18 protein-coding genes are annotated in these 17,320 nt (G+C 72.1%); 11 read left to right on the top strand and 7 right to left on the bottom strand.

Going from position 1 to position 17,320, the window contains the following annotated elements; translation table 11 throughout:
• Positions 1-264 precede the first annotated feature (264 nt).
• On the top strand, positions 265-765 hold the full coding sequence (secB, locus tag ACFZ8E_RS00390) for a protein-export chaperone SecB (protein ID WP_147729755.1): 501 nt from the start codon (positions 265-267) through the stop codon (positions 763-765).
• A gap of 144 nt (positions 766-909) precedes the next feature.
• On the opposite strand, the gene ACFZ8E_RS00385 is transcribed toward secB, so the two are convergent.
• The 3 genes from ACFZ8E_RS00385 to ACFZ8E_RS00375 all read right to left on the bottom strand — a co-directional run bounded on the left by ACFZ8E_RS00385 (position 910) and on the right by ACFZ8E_RS00375 (position 2,605).
• Positions 910-1,236, bottom strand: coding sequence for a DNA-binding transcriptional regulator (locus tag ACFZ8E_RS00385; protein WP_147844690.1), 327 nt, complete (start codon positions 1,234-1,236; stop codon positions 910-912).
• A complete protein-coding gene (locus ACFZ8E_RS00380) occupies positions 1,211-1,573 on the bottom strand; it encodes a type II toxin-antitoxin system RelE/ParE family toxin (protein ID WP_187275658.1) in 363 nt (120 codons plus the stop codon). Before ACFZ8E_RS00380 ends, ACFZ8E_RS00385 begins: the two co-directional genes overlap by 26 nt.
• Positions 1,574-1,744: 171 nt before the next feature.
• Positions 1,745-2,605, bottom strand: a complete 861-nt coding sequence (locus ACFZ8E_RS00375; protein WP_405041676.1) for a LysR family transcriptional regulator — start codon at positions 2,603-2,605, stop codon at positions 1,745-1,747.
• A gap of 97 nt (positions 2,606-2,702) precedes the next feature.
• On the opposite strand from ACFZ8E_RS00375, the gene ACFZ8E_RS00370 reads away from it, so the two are divergent.
• The 9 genes from ACFZ8E_RS00370 to hisG all read left to right on the top strand — a co-directional run bounded on the left by ACFZ8E_RS00370 (position 2,703) and on the right by hisG (position 12,823).
• Positions 2,703-3,092, top strand: coding sequence for a tautomerase family protein (locus ACFZ8E_RS00370; protein WP_405041675.1), 390 nt, complete (start codon positions 2,703-2,705; stop codon positions 3,090-3,092).
• A 93-nt stretch (positions 3,093-3,185) separates the two neighbouring features.
• Entirely contained in the window at positions 3,186-4,055 is an 870-nt protein-coding gene (locus ACFZ8E_RS00365; protein ID WP_405041674.1) for an SDR family oxidoreductase, read from the top strand.
• Between the two features lie 177 nt (positions 4,056-4,232).
• Positions 4,233-5,090, top strand: coding sequence for a flagellar motor stator protein MotA (motA, locus tag ACFZ8E_RS00360; protein ID WP_147727230.1), 858 nt, complete (start codon positions 4,233-4,235; stop codon positions 5,088-5,090).
• A gap of 34 nt (positions 5,091-5,124) precedes the next feature.
• The gene (locus tag ACFZ8E_RS00355; RefSeq protein WP_405041673.1) at positions 5,125-5,991 is read left to right on the top strand and encodes a flagellar motor protein MotB; all 867 of its coding nucleotides are present in this window, start codon (positions 5,125-5,127) and stop codon (positions 5,989-5,991) included.
• A 177-nt stretch (positions 5,992-6,168) separates the two neighbouring features.
• The gene (locus ACFZ8E_RS00350; protein WP_405041672.1) at positions 6,169-7,413 is read left to right on the top strand and encodes an MFS transporter; all 1,245 of its coding nucleotides are present in this window, start codon (positions 6,169-6,171) and stop codon (positions 7,411-7,413) included.
• A gap of 185 nt (positions 7,414-7,598) precedes the next feature.
• Positions 7,599-8,102: a DUF3429 domain-containing protein gene (locus ACFZ8E_RS00345; RefSeq protein ID WP_243932974.1), complete on the top strand. Its 504-nt coding sequence runs from the start codon at positions 7,599-7,601 to the stop codon at positions 8,100-8,102.
• 385 nt (positions 8,103-8,487) lie between these two features.
• A complete protein-coding gene (hisS, locus tag ACFZ8E_RS00340) occupies positions 8,488-10,014 on the top strand; it encodes a histidine--tRNA ligase (RefSeq protein WP_405041671.1) in 1,527 nt (508 codons plus the stop codon).
• Between the two features lie 632 nt (positions 10,015-10,646).
• Positions 10,647-11,831, top strand: coding sequence for an ATP phosphoribosyltransferase regulatory subunit (locus tag ACFZ8E_RS00335; protein ID WP_243932809.1), 1,185 nt, complete (start codon positions 10,647-10,649; stop codon positions 11,829-11,831).
• 8 nt (positions 11,832-11,839) lie between these two features.
• A complete protein-coding gene (gene hisG / locus ACFZ8E_RS00330) occupies positions 11,840-12,823 on the top strand; it encodes an ATP phosphoribosyltransferase (protein WP_405044297.1) in 984 nt (327 codons plus the stop codon).
• A gap of 173 nt (positions 12,824-12,996) precedes the next feature.
• Here hisG and ACFZ8E_RS00325 read toward each other — a convergent pair whose 3' ends face one another.
• Both ACFZ8E_RS00325 and ACFZ8E_RS00320 read right to left on the bottom strand, forming a co-directional pair.
• Positions 12,997-13,404 (bottom strand): hypothetical protein, encoded by a 408-nt coding sequence (locus tag ACFZ8E_RS00325; RefSeq protein WP_405041670.1) that lies wholly within the window; start codon positions 13,402-13,404, stop codon positions 12,997-12,999.
• Between the two features lie 254 nt (positions 13,405-13,658).
• Positions 13,659-14,039, bottom strand: coding sequence for a lysozyme inhibitor LprI family protein (locus ACFZ8E_RS00320; protein ID WP_405041669.1), 381 nt, complete (start codon positions 14,037-14,039; stop codon positions 13,659-13,661).
• A gap of 440 nt (positions 14,040-14,479) precedes the next feature.
• Between ACFZ8E_RS00320 and ACFZ8E_RS00315 the strand changes: the two genes are divergently transcribed.
• Entirely contained in the window at positions 14,480-14,767 is a 288-nt protein-coding gene (locus ACFZ8E_RS00315; protein WP_243932815.1) for a hypothetical protein, read from the top strand.
• A gap of 143 nt (positions 14,768-14,910) precedes the next feature.
• Here the strand turns inward: ACFZ8E_RS00315 and hemJ are convergent, their stop codons facing one another.
• Together hemJ and ACFZ8E_RS00305 are read right to left on the bottom strand one after the other, a co-directional pair.
• On the bottom strand, positions 14,911-15,357 hold the full coding sequence (gene hemJ / locus ACFZ8E_RS00310; protein WP_147728164.1) for a protoporphyrinogen oxidase HemJ: 447 nt from the start codon (positions 15,355-15,357) through the stop codon (positions 14,911-14,913).
• A gap of 289 nt (positions 15,358-15,646) precedes the next feature.
• On the bottom strand, positions 15,647-16,804 hold the full coding sequence (locus tag ACFZ8E_RS00305; protein WP_405041668.1) for a uroporphyrinogen decarboxylase: 1,158 nt from the start codon (positions 16,802-16,804) through the stop codon (positions 15,647-15,649).
• Positions 16,805-17,320: the final 516 nt, after the last annotated feature.

Genomic DNA, 17,320 nt, shown 5'->3' with positions numbered 1-17,320 from the left:
CCGGCCGGTTCCAGGCGACATCGCGGAGGATCGCCCCGGCCGCGTCGTCGCGACACGCGCCGCCGGGACCGGCCGCGGCCCGACGCCGGCACCCGGTCGGCCGGGCGGCGGCGCGGGGTCCGCGCGCCGTCCGGCGCCTCGCTTGTCCGCATCGAACGGGCATGTTAGCGGCCTCGCCTCTGCCCACGACCGCACAGGCATGGCGGTCACCCGTAGCCATCGGCCCGCGGCCGGTGTTCGATCTTTCGAGAAGGATGACCCGCCATGGCCGATTCCCCCGCACCGAACGGCAACGGGCAGGCCGACGAGGCCCCCGCGATCAACGCGCTCGCGCAGTACACCAAGGACCTGTCCTTCGAGAACCCGAACGCGCCGCGCTCGCTCCAGCCCCAGGAGGGCCAGGGCCCGCAGATCAACATCCAGGTCAACGTCAACGCGCAGCAGCTCGCCGAGGCCGACTTCGAGGTCGAGCTGACGCTGGAGGGCGACGCCAAGATCAACGGCGACGTGCTGTTCGCCTTCGACCTGAAGTATGCCGGCGTGTTCCGCATGCGCAACATCCCGCAGGACCAGGTCCACCCAGCGGTGATGATCGAGTGCCCGCGCCTGCTGTTCCCGTTCGCCCGCCAGATCGTGGCCGAGGCCGTGCGCAACGGCGGCTTCCCGCCGCTCTACATCGACCCGATCGACTTCGTCGGCCTCTACCGCCAGAAGGCGATGGAAGCCCAGGGCGCCGGCGAGGCGACCGGCCCCCTCGCCTCCTGAGTTCCGCGGCCTCCCGCGTCTCGACGACAGCCCGGCCGCCCGCGCGGCCGGGCTGTTTCGTTTTCACGGGAAACACCGCATCCGGGCGGCTCGCTGAAAGCGATCCGCCGGCGCGGACAGCCCGGCCGGCACGCCCGGGGCGCGTTACAGGATCGCTTCGATGCCCTTGTGGCTCACCAGCGAGAGCAGCTTGAGCGAGGGACCGCCAGGCTTGGCGTCTCCCCGCTCCCACTTGCTCACCAGCGAGGTCGTCACGTTGAGAGCCTTGGCGAAGATCGCCTGGCTCATGTTGGCCTGTTCGCGGATCCGCCGGATGCTCTCGGGCGGCAGCGGCTCGATGGGCGTGAGGCACGAAACATCGAACCGGCGCAGCGTCGCCTTGTCGATCGCCCCGATGGCGTGAAGGTCGCTCGTGGCCTCGTGGATCGATCGAAGCAGATCGCTCCTATAGGTCCGTTTCGGGCTTCTCATCGGAGAGGTCCTTCCACCCCTGGGTTTCGGCAAGCGTCTCGAATCCGGCGTCGCCGACATCCGCGAGGATCTTCGCGAACGCGCGAAGGGTCGTCAGTTCGGCACCCTTGATGTTGGGTTGGACGTTCTTGGGAAAGATGTGCAGGACGACGCATCGCCGGTCCGTGACTAGGAAGAGGACGGCACGGAAATCGCCCTTTCGGCCGACGTGCTGCTTGTACAGGTGAGCGCCGATCTCGGCGTCCACCAGCCCGAGATTGGCCTTCTCGGCGGCCTTGGCGAGCGTGCCCGCGGCGATCTTGCCCTTGCAGGCCTGCTTCCATGCCGAGCGGGTCACGAAAAGTCTCATGACACCCCCGACATGGACCGAACCTCGATCCGTTCGGCGGCCTCTCAAGACCAGGAACGCAAGCGCTCGGTACCGACGCCCAAAGTATAGGAACGAATCCTACGGTTCAAGCCTCTCCCCGATCCCGGGGCAGCGCCGCCCTCGGTGCCGTGGAGACTCTCACCGCGCCACGCCGCGATAGGCGGCCGCCAGCGTGCGCAGCGCCGCGGCGGCGCAAGGGTCCGGCGCCTGCGCGTGCAGCACGATCCGGGTGAGCGGCAGGGCCGGCAGCCCGAACGCGGCGCCGACGTCCCGCGCGCCGGCGGGCGCGACGCTGGGGGCGAGCGCCGCCACCGCGAGCCCGGCCGTCACCGCGGCGCCGACGGCGAGCACGCCGCCGCCGACGAAGATCTCGCTCCAGGGCAGGCCGGCCGCGTCGAGCGCGCGCAACGCCGCCGCCCGGACGTTGCAGGGGCCGGCGAGCGTCGCCATCGGCAGGGGCGCGCCGGGCTCGAACCGGAAGCCGGGGGCGGCGAACCACGCCAGCCGCTCCTCGGCCAGCACCGTGCCGCCCGCCTCGGCCGGGTCCTCGCTCCGGACGATCGCCGCGTCGACCTCGCCCGCATCGAACAGGCGCATCACGTCGCGCGACGGGGCGATCCGCACCTCGACGACGAGGCCGGACCCGGCGAGCCCGAGCCGGTGCAGCAGCGCCGGCAGGTCCGGGCCGGCGACGTGGTCGCTGATCCCGAGGACGAGCCGGGCGGGCGGCGCGGCGGCGAGGTCGGCCATCGCCCGCGCATGGGCCGCCAGCAGGTCGCGGGCGGCGGGCAGGAAGCGCTCGCCCCGCGCCGAGGCCCGGACGCTGCGCGGGGTGCGGTCGACGAGGCGGCAGCCGAGCCGGTCCTCGAGCCGCTTCAACCGCAGGCTGATCCCGGCCTGCGAGGTCTCCAGCGCCGCGGCGGCGCGGGTGAAGCTCGCCAGGTCGACGGTGAGCACGAAGGCCTGGACGCTTTCGATGTCGAGCGGGCGGGTCAGCATCACATCGATCCGTTATGGCAGATATAGCGTCCGATATCTTGCCGTTATCATAGCGGACGGCAAGGGTGTCCCTCGACCGGACCCGAGGACCCCCTCCATGCCCCTGACCCGCATCTCCCTGCGCGCCGGCAAGAGCCCGGCCTACCACGCCGCCCTCGTCGCCGGCCTCTACGCGGCGATGCGCGAGGCCTTCGCGGTGCCCGAGAACGACCTGTTCACGGTGATCCACGAGCACGGCTCCTCCGCCTTCGCCTACGATCCCGGCTATCTCGGCACCGCGCGGGACGACGACCTCGTGATGATCCAGATCACCGCCAACGACACCCGCGACACCGCGCAGAAGCGGGCGCTCTACGCGGCGATCGCCCGCAACCTCGGGCGGGATCCGGGCGTGAAGCCGGGCAACGTGCTCGTGAACTTGGTGGAGGTCGCGCGCGAGAACTGGTCGTTCGGCGACGGGCTGATGCAGTACGGCCCGACGGCGTGACGATCCGGCGCGGCAGGCCGCTTTGAGCCGGTCCGCCTCCCGGCGTGTTCCCGAGGAGACGCCGCATCCCGCGGCCTCACCGATGGGAACGTCATGTCCGACACCGCCTCCCCGCGCCCCGAGCCGCCCTTCGCGGCCCGGCCGATCCCCTATCCCGGCCGCTCGTCCGAGATGCAGCCGCCGCCCGATCACGGCGAGCACAGCTACGTCGGCTCCGGCCAGCTCACCGGCAAGATCGCGCTGATCACCGGGGGCGATTCCGGCATCGGCCGGGCGGTGGCGATCGCCTATGCCCGCGAGGGCGCCGACGTGGCGCTCGCCTATCTCGACGAGCACGACGACGCCAAGGACACCGCCGCCTGGATCGAGAAGGCCGGCCGGCGCGCGCTGCTCTTGCCGGGCGACGTCTCGGAGGCCGGCCATTGCGCCGCGCTGGTCGAGACGACGATCGCGGAGTTCGGCCGGCTCGACGTGTTCGTCAACAACGCCGCCGTGCAGGTGCTGGCCGACGACCTCGAGGGCATCGCGATCGCCGACTGGGACCGGCAATACGCGGTCAACGTCCACGCGATGTTCTACATCCTCAAGGCCGCCTCGCCGCACCTGAAGCCCGGCGCCTCGATCATCGCCACCTCCTCGGTCAACGCCAAGAACCCGGTCGAGCAGCAGCTCGCCTATTCCTCGACCAAGGCGGCGCTGTGCAACATGGTGGCGAACCTCGCCAAGATCCTGGGCAAGCGCGGCATCCGCGCCAACGCGGTGCTGCCGGGCCCGATCTGGACGCCGCTGATCCCGTCGACGATGTACACCAGCCAGGTCGAGAGCTTCGGCTCGATGACGCCGGCCGGGCGCCCCGGCCAGCCGGCCGAGCTCGCGCCCCCCTACGTGATGCTGGCCTCCGACGCGGCGAGCTACATCAACGGCGCGATGATCGCGGTGACGGGCGGCATGGTCACGATCTGAGGGCGGGTCTCGGCGCGCGGTCCGGGCGCCGTCGCCGGGCGCCCGGACCGCGCGCCGAGGGAGCCGGACGGCATCCGAGCCACGACCTAAACCCGCCGTTAACCGAGATCGGCAATTTGTCGGATCGCTAGTGGCGTCGCTCGGGCTGTCCCTGCCGCCGCGCAAGGGTGGCAAATCATGCGGCTGATCATCGGCACACTGGTCGTCTTCGCCTGCGTCTTCGGCAGCTACGCGGCGATGGGCGGCCACCTGGAAGTGCTGTGGCAGCCGTTCGAGTTCGTCATCATCCTCGGCGCGGCGATCGGCGCCTTCATCATCGGCAACACCGGGCCGGTGCTCAAGGCCGTGCCCGCCATGCTGGCCACGCTCGTGAAGGGACCGAAATACAATCAGCAAGCCTATGTCGAGCTTCTGGGCATGCAGTATTCGCTGTATCGGCTCGCGAAGCAGAAGGGCCTGATGGCGCTCGAGCCGCACATCGAGGAGCCGAGCGAGTCGGCGCTGTTCAACAGCTTCCCGACCTTCGCGGCGAACCACCACGCGGTCGAGTTCGTCTGCGACTACATGCGCATGGTGACGCTGGGCGCCAACAACGTCCACGAGATCGACGCCCTGATGGACGAGGAGCTGGAGACGCACCACCAGGAGCAGGAGCGGATCATCTCGGCCATGCAGTCGCTCGCCGACGGAACGCCGGCGCTCGGCATCGTCGCCGCCGTGCTCGGCGTGATCAAGACCATGGGGGCGATCAAGGAGCCGCCGGAGGTGCTGGGGCATCTGATCGGCGGCGCGCTCGTCGGCACCTTCTTCGGCGTGTTCGTCGCCTACGGCTTCTTCGGGCCGATGGCGCAGTCGCTCAAGAGCCTCTTCGAGGCCGAATCCAAGTACTACGTCTCGCTCAAGGCGGGCCTCCTCGCCCACATCGCCGGCCAGCCGCCGGTGATGGCGGTCGAGTTCGCCCGCAAGGCCCTGATGAGCGACGTCCGCCCGACCTTCAACGAAGTGGAAGCGGCGACCGCCGCCCTGCCCGCCTAGTTCCGACCCCACCTCGCGCAGGGACTCGACGGCCATGGCCCTCCAGCCGATCATCATCAAGAAGGTCAAGAAGGCCGCGCATGCCCACCACGGCGGGGCCTGGAAGATCGCCTATGCGGACTTCGTCACCGCCATGATGGCGTTCTTCCTGCTGATGTGGCTGATCAGCATGACGACGCAGGAGCAGAAGATCGGCCTGGCGGAATACTTCGCGCCGGCGGCTTCGAGCCCTGCGACCAGCGGCGCCGGCGGCTTGCTGTACGGCACCTCCCTCGACACCTCGGGCAACAAGCCGTCCAAGCCCCGCGAGGCGGCGACGGGCTCCGCCCAGCAGGAGGATGCGGTGCGCGCGAGCAGCCCGGGCAGCGCCAGCGATCTCGAGGCGAGCCGGCGGGCCGCCAGCGTTCCGGCCAACTACAGCGCCATCGCCAGCCTCCGGCAGGCGCTCCAGAAGCTGCCCGAGATCGCCGAATTGTCGCGCAACATCGTGTTCGAGACGACCAAGGAGGGCGTGAACGTCTCCCTCGTGGACGACGACGGCCGCTCGATGTTCCGCGAGGGCTCCGTCGAGCCCTACGAGCGCACCCGCCGCGTGCTGGAGGCGCTCGCGCCCGCCCTGCGCAAGCTGCCCAACCGCCTGTCCATCACCGGCCACACGGCCGCCGCGCGCCCGGGCTCGACGCGGGCCGGCGAGCCCTGGACCCTCACCTCCGGGCGCGCGCTCGCCGTGCGCGAGGTCCTGGCCGGTGCCGGGGTGCCCAACGACAACTTCGCGTCCGTGGTGGGACGCGCCGACACCGAGCCGGTCTTCCCCGACAATCCCTACATCGCGCCGAACCGGCGGGTGACGATCACCCTGCTCAACGGGAGCCCGCCGGTGCCCCCGAACGTTCTCCGCTGACGACGGGGCGCCCGGCGCCCTCCGAGGCCGCAGCGTCTTCCCGCGCGCCGCTTTCCGCCCCGAGCGGACCGCTTGCGCCGCCTGAGCACCGCGACTCCGCCCGATCCGATCGTACCTTGACCGCGGGACCGGACCGGGCCACGCCCTGCGCCGCTCCCGCGTGCACCCAAGGACGGCATGGCCCCGACCACCCACCTCGCCCTGATCAACGTCTTCATCGGCGACATCCAGGGCGGCTTGGGACCGTTCCTCGGCACGTGGCTGGCCGAGGCCGGATCGTGGAGCCCGGCCCGCGTCGGCCTCGTCACCACCCTGGTCGGGTTCGGCACGCTGCTGCTCTCCGGCCCGTTCGGCGCGCTGGTCGACCGGGTCGGGCGGCCGCGGCTGCTGATCGCCGCGGCCTGCACCGCGATCCTCGCAGGCACGCTGCTGCTGCTGCCGGCCCGCGCCTTCGCCTTCGTGTTCACGGCGCAGCTGCTGGCGGCGGCCGGCGGCACGCTGCTGCTGCCGGCGGTGACCGCGCTGACCCTCGGGATCGTCGGCAAGGACCGGTTCCCGAGCCAGCAGGGGCGCAACCAGGCCTTCAACCACGTCGGCATCCTGATCGCCGCCGGCGCCATCACGCTGGGCACCGCCCGGTTCGGGTCGGCGATCGCCTTCTGGGTGCTCGGCCTGATGGCGGTGCTGGCGATCGCCGCCGCGCTGACCACCCCGGCCTCGGCCTGGAGCCAGCGCCGCGCGGTCGGCTGGACGGAGCCCGGTGGGGAAGACGGAGCGGAGGAGGCGCCGCAGCGGGCCGGCATCCGCGCCGTGCTCGGCGACCGCCGGCTGCTGGTGCTCGCCTGCGCGCTGACGCTGTTCAACCTCGGCAGCGGCGGCATGCTCTCGCTGCTCGGCCAGAAGCTCGTCGCCACCGCCGTCAGCGCGACGCACTGGACCGCGATCTACGTGATGGTGGCCCAGCTCACGATGGTGCCGGTGGCGCTGTTTTCGGGCTCGCTCGCCGACCGGCGCGGCCGGCGCAAGCTGCTGCTGGCGGCCTTCGCGGTGCTGCCGGTGCGCGCCGCGCTCTCGGCCTTCGTCGACGACCCGACCTGGCTGATCGCGGCCGAGATCCTCGACGGCGTCGCCTCCGGCATCGTCGGCGTGGCGGTGCCGGTGGTGGTCGCCGACCTGACCTGGGGCTCGGGCCGGACGCAGACGGCGCTCGGCACCGTCAACGCGGTGCAGGGCATCGGCGGCGCGCTCTCGGCCTGGTACGGCGGCCTCGCCTTCGGCCTGCTCGGCTGGACCGGCGCGTTCCTGGCGCTCGGCGCGCCGGCGCTGGCGGCGCTCGCCCTGGTGATCTGGTTCGACGCGACGCCCGAGCCCGGCCGGCGCTCGCTGCGGCGCCAGGCCCGCACCCTGCACCCCGCGACGTGATCCCGGAACTGCGGGATCGCGCGCGGGTTCACGCTCGCGCATCGGGTGGCACGAAACGTGACGCGTCGGGGCGCGACAGGCCCCGTGTCGGCCGGTCGCATCGTCCCGACGCGCGGCCGCCCGCACCTTACCCCCTCCCCCTCGCCCGCCCCTTGCCCGAGACAACACGGAAACGGCCCCCTCCCATGCGCGACGACGCCACCGGACGCACCCTCACCGCCCACGAATCGCGCGAGACGCCCTGGCTCAGCGTGGTGCTGGGCTACGGGCCGATGCTGCCGCTGGCGGCCGGCGCCGCCGCCGCCTGGTGGATGCGCGGCCAGCCGCTCGACTACCTCGTCGCCCTGATGACGATCCTCTACGGCGCCGCGATCCTGCTGTTCCTGGCGGGCGTCCGCCGCGGCGTCAGCTTCCGCACCGAGGGCGGGCCGACGGTGATGCAGATCGCGACGATGCTCGGGCTGTTCGTGCTCGGGCTCTCCGCCCTCGTCACCGTGGTGATGGGCAAGGCGATCCCGGCGCTCGGCCTCCTGATCGTCGGCTACGCCGCCATCGCCGTGCTCGACCCGATCGCCGCGCGCGCCGGCGAGGCGCCGCTGTTCTTCGCCCGCCTGCGCCCGCTGCAGATGCCGATCGCGGTGATCAGCCTCGCGGCCCTGCTCTGGCTGAAGTGGATCTCGCCGTACTAGGTCGCCGCGTCGACCCACCGGGCGCGTCGCCAACCGTGCATCCCCTCGCCCCGCACGCGGGGAGAGGGCCGTGTCTCCCCCTTGTCGGGGAGCACGGCGAGGCGGCAGCCGACGGTGAGGGGGCTTCGACCGAGGAGCCTCCTCCGATCGCACCCCCTCACCCTCGCTTCGGCTTCGCCGCCGCTGCTCAGCGGCACGACGAGGTGCCGCTGAGCCTCTCCCCGCGTGCGGGGAGAGGGGCTCCCCGCGATCCATCTGCGGGCGTCGTGCCATGCCGTCGGGATCTGGTCGCGCGACGCCGTCGCCAAGCCGCCGGCTTGCCGCTGCCCCCGCCGCCGCGATACAGCCCGGCGACCCCCGAAGCGCGCGATCGAAACGAACCGTCATGTCCAAGGCCGATTCCAACACCGGCGAGAAGCCCGGCCTGAAGGCCCGCCTGCCGCGCGGCTTCGTCGATCGCCGCGCCGCCGAGATCGCGGCGCAGGGGCGGATGCTGGAGACGATCCGGGCGACGTTCGAGCTCTACGGCTTCGAGGCGCTGGAGACCCCGTTCGTCGAGTACACCGAGGCGCTGGGCAAGTTCCTGCCCGACCTCGACCGCCCGAACGAGGGCGTGTTCTCGTTCCAGGACGACGACGAGGCCTGGCTCTCGCTCCGCTACGACCTGACCGCGCCGCTCGCCCGCCACGTGGCCGAGAACTTCGACGCGATCCCCAAGCCCTATCGCAGCTTCCGCAACGGGTTCGTCTTCCGCAACGAGAAGCCGGGGCCGGGCCGCTTCCGCCAGTTCATGCAGTTCGACGCCGACATCGTCGGCGCGCCGTCGGTCGCCGCCGATGCCGAGGCCTGCATGCTGATGGCCGACACGCTGGACCAGCTCGGGCTCGCCGGCCGGTACGTGATCAAGGTCAACAACCGGAAGGTGCTGGACGGCGTGCTCGCGACGATCGGGCTCGCCGGCGACGCCCAGGCCGGGCAGCGCCTGACCGTGCTGCGCGCGATGGACAAGTTCGACAAGTTCGGCACCGAGGGCGTGCGCCTGCTGCTCGGCCCCGGCCGCAAGGACGAATCGGGCGACTTCACCAAGGGCGCCGGGCTCGATTCCGGCCAGGCCGACAAGGTGATCGCGCTGCTGCTCGGCGGCGGCTCGGACGCGGCGCCCGAGCGCTTCGCCTTCGTCGACGCGCTGCTCTCGGCCTTCGGCGAGAACGAGACCGCGCGGGCCGGCATCGAGGAGCTTCGGACGATCGCCACGCTGGTCGACGCGGCCGGCTACGGCGTCGACCGCATCCGCGTCGACCCCTCCGTGGTGCGCGGGCTCGAATACTACACCGGCCCGGTCTACGAGGCCGAGCTGACCTTCCCCGTCGTCAACGAGGACGGGCAGACCGTGCGCTTCGGCTCGGTCGCCGGCGGCGGGCGCTACGACGGGCTCGTCGGGCGGTTCCGCAGCGAGCCGGTGCCGGCCACCGGCTTCTCCATCGGCGTGTCGCGGCTGTTCTCGGCGCTGCAGCTCACCGGCAGCCCGCTCGTCGAGGCGGCGGCGAAGCCCGGCCCGGTGGTGGTGCTGGTGCTCGACCGCGACGAGATCGCCGCCTACCAGCGGCTCGTCGCCACCCTGCGGCAGGCCGGCATCCGGGCCGAGCTCTACCTCGGCGGGGCCGGGATGAAGGCGCAGATGAAGTACGCCGACCGCCGCGGCAGCCCGGTGGCGATCATCCAGGGCTCGAACGAGCGCGCGGCCGGCGAGGTCCAGGTCAAGGACCTCATCGCCGGCGCCGAGGCCGCCCGCAACATCGCCAGCAACGCCGAGTGGAAGGCCGCCCGGCCGGCGCAGTTCTCCTGCCCGGAGGCCGAGATGGTCGCCCGCGTGCGCGAGGTGCTGGCCCAGCACTTCTCGGACGAGGCCTGAAGGCAAGCGCCAACGGTCAGACTCTCCCTCCCCCGCACCCCAGTCGGGCCTGCCCGACTGGGGCACACGGGGTGCGGATCTCGGGCGAGCCCGAGATCCGTCGGGGGAGGGAAGAGCTGCGGCCCCCTCAGCGCGGGCAGCCGGCGGCGCGCTCCCGGCGCTGGATCTCGGCGACCTTGGCGCGGTTTCGCGCCGGGAGCGGCACGTCGGCGATGTCGCCGTAGCGGCCGCCGGCCTTGCCGAAGGCGCGGAGCCCGCGCGGCGTGCGGCAAGCAGCAGCCGGCCTCGGCGTAGTCCGCGTTGCGCTCGCCCCGGAGCGCGTCGCGAGGGACTTCCGCCCGCGCCGGCGCGGCGAGGAGCGGCCAAGTCTTCAGGGCCAACGTCCCTAGGTCGCCAGGGCCAAGGTCGCGGGCAGGAAGGCGAGGGGGAGGACGCGCATCGGGGTCGGTTCCCATCGGGTCGGGTCGTCGGGTCGGGAGCCTGCATCATAGCTGGTGCGCCGGGCGCCGCACGGCCGCCGCGTCCCACAGGTTCGCCCCTGCGTGTTCATTCGCGCCCGTGCGCGGCGGCGGGGCGGTCGCCAAGCCCGGTTCCGGTTGCTACAGAACCGCTCGACGACGACGGGCAGGATCATGACGCGACCGCAGGCAGGAGAGATGGGGGCGGACGGGCTCGCGCAGGCGCGGCTCTCGGCGCATCTCGCGCAGGGCGGCTACCGCTTCGTGACGCCGCCGGTGCTGCAGCCGGTGGAGCCGTTCCTGGAACTGTCCGGCGAGGACATCCGCCGGCGCATCTTCGTGACGCAGGGCTCGGACGGGGCCGAGCTGTGCCTGCGGCCGGAGCTGACGATCCCCGTCTGCCGCCTGCATCGCGCGCAGGCCGAGGGGCAGGCGGCCGATTACAGCTATTGCGGCCCGGTCTTCCGGCTGGCGGCCGACGAGCCCGACGAGTTCCTGCAGGCCGGCATCGAATCGATCGGCCGCACCGACACGCCGGCCGCCGACGCCGAGGTGCTCGGCATCGCGCTGGAAGGCCTCGCCCTGTTCGGGCACGCGGCGCCGGGCGTGCGCCTCGGCGACATGGGGCTCACGGTGGCGCTGCTGGAGGCCCTGAGCGTGCCGCCGGCCGCCAAGCGCCGGACGCTGCGGGCGCTCGCGGCCGGGCGCTCGCTCGACGCGGTCACCAACGCCGCCCAGCCCGAGGACCCGCATGCGGGCCTGCTCGCCGCGATCCAGGGCCAGGACCCGCGCGGCGTCCGCGCCTTCGTCGAGGACGTGCTGGCGATCGCCGGGATCTCGGCGGTGGGCGGGCGCAGCGCCGGCGAGATCGCCGAGCGGTTCCTGGCCAAGGCCGCGGCCCAGGCCAACGGCGGCGCCGGCCTGAACGCCGAGAACCGCGCGCTCGTCGACCGCTACCGCGCGATCGGGGGCGACCCGGACGCCGCCGCCCGCGACCTGCGGGCTCTCGTCCGCGACGCCGGCCTGCGCCACGACGCGCTCGAGGCGGCGCTCGACCTGTTCGAGGAGCGCAACGGCTTCATCGCCGCCCGCGGCCTGGCGCTCGAGGGTTTTCGCTTCTCCGGCGCCTTCGCGCGCAACCTCGACTACTATACCGGCTTCATCTTCGAGGTGACGGCGACGACGGACCGCGCCGGCCCGGTGCTGGTCGGCGGCGGCCGCTACGACGGGCTCCTGACCCATCTCGGCAGCGCGACCGCGCAGCCGGCGGTCGGCTGCACCTTCTGGGTCGACCGCGTCGCGCGCTGGGTCGACCCCGCGGCGGGAGCCGGCCGACCCGTGGCGGGAGCCGCCCGATGAGCGAGACCATGGACATCCCGGACGCCCCCCTGGTGCTGGCCGTGCCCTCCAAGGGCCGGCTGCAGGAGAACGCCGCCGCCTTCTTCGGCCGCGCCGGCCTGCGCCTGGCGCAGGGGGCGGGCGCGCGCGACTACCGCGGCAAGCTCGTGGGCGTGGCCGGCGTCGAGGTGCGCTACCTCTCCGCCTCCGAGATCGCGAGCCAGCTCGCCTCGGGCGCGGCCCATCTCGGCATCACCGGCGAGGACCTGATCCGCGAGACGCTGCCCGACGCGCACGGCCAGGTCGAGCTCCTGACGCCGCTCGGCTTCGGCAACGCCACCGTGGTGGTGGCCGTGCCCCAGGCCTGGATCGACGTGCGCGCCATGGCCGACCTCGACGAGGTCGCCGCCGAGATGCGCGCCCGCCACGGACGGCGCCTGCGCATCGCCACGAAGTACGTCAACCTCACCCGCCGCTTCTTCGCGGAGAAGGGGGTGGCCGACTACCGGATCGTGGAGAGCCTGGGCGCCACCGAGGGCGCGCCGGCCGCGGGCTCGGCCGAGATCGTGGTCGACATCACCACCACCGGCGCGACGCTGGCCGCCAACGCCCTGAAGATCCTCGACGACGGGGTGATCCTGCGCTCGGAGGCCAACCTCGTCGCCTCGCTCAACGCGCCCTGGGGCGCCCACCAGCGCGACGCGCTGCGCGCCGTGCTCGGCCGGATCGCCGCCGAGGAGCGGGCGCGGACCACCCGCGAGGTCCGCGCCGCGATGCCGGATTCCGGCGCGATTGACCTCGCCAGCATCAGCGGCCTGCACGAGGCCGAGCTGCCCTACGGCGCCCCGCGCGGGGCCGACGGCGAGATCGTGATGCGCTGTCCCGCGGACGCGGTGTTCGACCTCGCCGACGCCCTGGTCCGGGCCGGCGCCAAGGCCGTCACCGTCCGCCGGATCGACTACGCCTTCGCCGCCGAGAACCCGCTGGCGGAGCGGCTCCTGGCGCGGCTGTAGCGGCTGCAATCTGGCAAGACGCCCCGTGCCGTGCTAGATGTCTTCTCGTGGGCGACACGGTGACAATCTGCCTGCCGTAGCACTGCCGTCCCCCATCGATGGCAGGAGCGCATTGCGGGGTTCCGGCAGGCCCCGCCCCACGGCGTGAGGAGGCTTCGGCCTCCTTTCGCATGTCAGAGGGCGGCCCGGATGAGCGGGTACGGCTTGCGCAACTCCCGTCTCATGTCCCGGTCCCGCATCGTCAGGAACGAGGTCAGGTAGAGTTCGTGGCCGGCCTGCGTCGCCTTCACGTAGGCTCGGAAGTGTCTGCCAGGCTCGACAGGCTCTGTGAACAGCACCACCGCCGATCGCGGCCCATCCTGCCGGTAGGCACCGCGCAGGAGGCATGGTGGGAGAGCTCGATAGACGCTGATCGGCAATTCGCGGTGGCGGACGAGTTGCTTGCGGATCGTCGCGGCCGACAGCAACACCTGCCGTACGTCGGCTCCGAGAGCTCGCGCCACCAGCGGGTCTATGCTCACGATCGGCAGCGGGTCGCGGCGCGTTCCGGTGTGAAGCCCGAGTAGGTGCTCGAAATCCATCGTCGCAGGTGCTTCTACCCTGACCGCGCGCGCTTGGCCTGATCAGGGTCCCGGGCATTGCATTCGGAGGGGTCCGATGTCCAGGATGTGCTCCGGCCGATCAGGGACGGCCCCGGGCGTTACCGTCACGATGGACGCCTCGCTGGAGGTACGCAGCTGGCTCGATCGATGAATGCGATCCGTCGGCGGATCGATGCTTGCAAATGGGCAGCGCGGTAGGGCGTCTCGATACAGATCTCGCCCCATTGGGAAGCCTATTGCGGCCCCTGCTTGGCGAATTCCGACTGCACCGCGCGCAGCACCGTCAGGCGCGCGTCGTAGATCGCCTTGAGGCAGGCGGTGTCGGCGGCGCAGGCGCGGCGCTCGGCGAGCCAGGTCTCCTGGTCGTCGCGCAGCTTGGCGCGGCCGCCCATCGGCAGCACGTCCTTCAGGATCTCGTAGCGGGTCGCCATCTCGACGTCGCGGTCGTTCAGGGCGAGCGTGGTGCAGACCGCCCGCTCGTCGGCGGCCTTCGCCGCCTCGCAGTCGAAGCTCGCGGCCCGGGCCGGCCCGGCGGCCAGCAGGAGGGCGAGGACGGGCAGGGCGAGGGCGGGCAGGACAGGCAGGACGAGGCTCGGCTTGATGGCGAAGGTCATGGCGGTCCAACGGGGTGCGGCGGCGATGCGTTCGCCATCGCATGCCGGCCGGGTTAACCGAACGGAAAAATCGCTTCTTTCGGCGCCGCCGACAGAACGGCCCCCTGCGGTCGCAGCCGCGTCGGGCGGGGGATGGCTCGACCTCCGCCGACGATCTCCGGACCGCGATCGCCCCGCTCTCGCCGCCCCGGTGTTGACGCCCCCCTCGACCCGCCCCGGATGCGGACGGCCTCCCGTCGACCGCCGAACCGCCCTCGCCGGCATCGCGTTCGGGCGGCGCTCGGGCCTGCCCTGCACGCTGAGACCGGATTCGGGATCGGCCAGATCATCTCCCCGCCCGGACAGCTTCCAACCAGCGGTAGTTCATGCCGGATTAACACGCTGCGAGGTGTGATCGCGGTGCGACGTGCGGAACAAGCGTCGCTCCTTGAGGTGTTCCCATGAAGATCAAGAGCAAGACTTCCACCATCAAGTCGGTATCTGTCGCGCTCGGCGCGCTCGTCCTCCTGAATACGGGCGCTTGCGCTCAGTACGCGTCGGATCAGGCCGCGCACGCCGCCGACGTCCGCGCCATCCAGGCCCGACGCGATCAGCATGCCGCCAACGTCGCGGCGCTGTACGGGGATTACGCGGCGGCCGATGCCTACGCGCACGCCGCCCATGTTCGCCGCGTTCAGTCCTACCGGGACGCCGGGTACGCGCAGCGGCTCCGGTACTGGGGCTACTGAGGTCCGGATCGATCCTCTGCCGCCAGCCGATCGATGTGCGCGCCGAGCCGGGACGACGGATCGTCCCGACCCGGCGCGCGGACGCGGCCGCACGGCGATCGAAGGTGTCTTTCCATCCGGCATCCATCGCACTCGAACATGGCCTAGAGCCCGGGCTTCACGATCACCAGCACGACGATGACGATCATCAGCAGCGTCGGCACCTCGTTGAGCACCCGGTAGAACTTATGGCCGCGGGTGTTCCGGTCGGCGGCGAAGTCCTTGACCATCCGGGCGAGCCAGCCGTGGATGCCGCTCATCGCCAGCACCAGCAGGAACTTCGCCTGGAGCCACCCGGTGACGTAGGCGCCGCTGGTCCAGGCCAGCGTCAGCCCGAGCACCCAGGTGACGATCATCGCCGGGTTCATGATCGCCTTGAGCAGGCGCCGCTCCATCACCTTGAACGTCGCCGACTGCGCCGCCGCGCCCGGCCCGGGGGGGAGGGCGGCGTGATAGACGAACAGCCGCGGCAGGTAGAGCATCCCGGCCATCCACGCGATCACCGCGACGACGTGGAACGCCTTGATCCAGGGATAGAGGGTGTCGAGCACGGGCGAGGGTTCCGGATGGGATGGTCGGGCAGGGCGCACGTCTCCGACATCGCACGGATAGGGCGCGTTTCCCCTCTCCCCGCACGCGGGGAGAGGCCCACAGGCACCTCGTCGTGCCTGTGGGAAGCGGCGGCGAAGCCGAAGCGGCGGTGAGGGGGCGCGGACGAACGAGGCTCCGCCGTCGAAGCCCCCTCACCGTCGGCTGCCGCCTCGCCGCGACGACGACGAGGTCGTCGCGGCCCTCTCCCCGCAGGCGGGGCGAGGGGATGCGCGGCCTCTCGGGAGCTTTTCAGGAGGACGGCGAGCCGCCCCTCAACCGCGCCAGCATCTGCTCCACGTGGGCCACCGGCGTCTGCGGGGTGATGCCGTGGCCGAGGTTGAAGATGTGCGGCAGGCCGCGGGTGGCCTCGAGCACCGCGTCGACGGCGGCGTCGAGGGCCGCGCCGCCTTCGATGAGCGTGTCGGGGTGGACGTTGCCCTGGGTCACCGTCGTCGCCGGCACCCGGTCGCGCAGGGCCTTGAGGTCGATCGACCAGTCGACGCCGACCGCGTCGGCGCCGGTCTCGGGCACCACCCGGGCATGGCCCTCGAGCCCGGCGCCGCGGCAGAACACGATGATCTTCGCATCCGGCACCTCGGCGCGGATGCCGGCGACCATCCGGGAGATCGGCCCGAACGACCAGCGGCTCAGCGCGTCGCGCTCGGTCTCCTCGGGGAGCGCGCTGTCGGAGACGTCGCCCACCGGCTCGACCAGCGCCGTGCCCGGCGGCAGCGCCGGCGGCAGCGTGCCGGCATGCGACTCGAAGATCTGCACCGCGTCGGCGCCGGCCCGGAGCTGGCGCACGAGGTAGGCCGTCTGCACCGTGACCAGGCGGTCGATCAGCGCGTCGACCAGGCCCGTGTCGGCCTCGGCCAGCGCACGGGCGGGCGCGAGGTCCGGCGTGCCCCGTCCCCCGATCATGTAGCTCGCCACCGTCCAGGGGCCCCCGCAGAAGCCCAGGAGCGTGGTCTCGGGCGGCAGCTCCGCCCGCAGGCGCCGCACCGTCTCGAAGACCGGCGCGAGATGGGCGAAGATCGCCGGGTCGTCGGCCTGGCGCAGGCGCTCGAACGCGGCCCGGCCTTCGAGCGGATCGAGGCGCGGCCCCTCGCCCTCGACGAAGCGGACGTCCTGCCCGAGGGCGTGCGGGATCACGAGGATGTCCGAGAACAGGATCGAGGCCTCGAAGCCGAAGCGCCGGATCGGCTGCAGCGTGACCTCGACGGCGAAGTCCGGGCTGTAGCAGAGGTCCAGGAACGAGCCGGCCTCCGCCCGCGTCGCCCGGTACTCCGGCAGGTAGCGCCCGGCCTGGCGCATCATCCAGGCGGGGGGCGGCGAGACCGCCTCGCCGGCGAGCACCCTGAGGACCTTGCGGTCGGGACCACCCTGCACCGTGCCCTGCGTGGCCATCCTGTCCCCCAATGCCGCCTCCCGTTCCGCCCTGCCGGGCTCAGGTCTCGTTCTCGAAAGGCCCGTTCGTCCGGTCCCCGTCGCGGCGCGACGAGGCCGTCCCCAGGCCGGCTCTATCTTAGAGAAGAGAGATTCTAGGACTCTGTTTTTTCTCTTGGAGGCTGAGTCACGGGATCGCAACCGTGTCCACAGGCTCTCCCGGCCGCAACGCCGTTAAGCAGGCTTTAACGGATTGCCGCTAATGTTTGCGATAGGCCAGTCCCGCCAGCGCCTTGCGCGGTGCGACGGAGCCGTGCGCGTGCCTGCGTCCCGGATTCTCCCAGGCGCAGGGATTCCGCCATGCCGATGATGACGGCCTGTTGACGCCGGAGTCGATGGATTTCGCGGTCTCCGGCTGGACCGGGCCGGCGGGCCATCCTATCCACACTCATCGACTCCCCTGACGGCCGGCGGTGGATAAGGGCGTTTCGTCCCTTTTTCCCGATTCCAAGGAGACCGGATGCTTCGAGCGGCCGC

It is taken from the genome of Methylobacterium sp. HMF5984 (genome assembly GCF_045033435.1).
Taxonomy (GTDB): Bacteria; Pseudomonadota; Alphaproteobacteria; order Rhizobiales; family Beijerinckiaceae; genus Methylobacterium.
The sequence above is the reverse complement of the archived record's forward strand: the minus strand, read 5'-3'. Positions and strand labels throughout refer to the sequence as shown.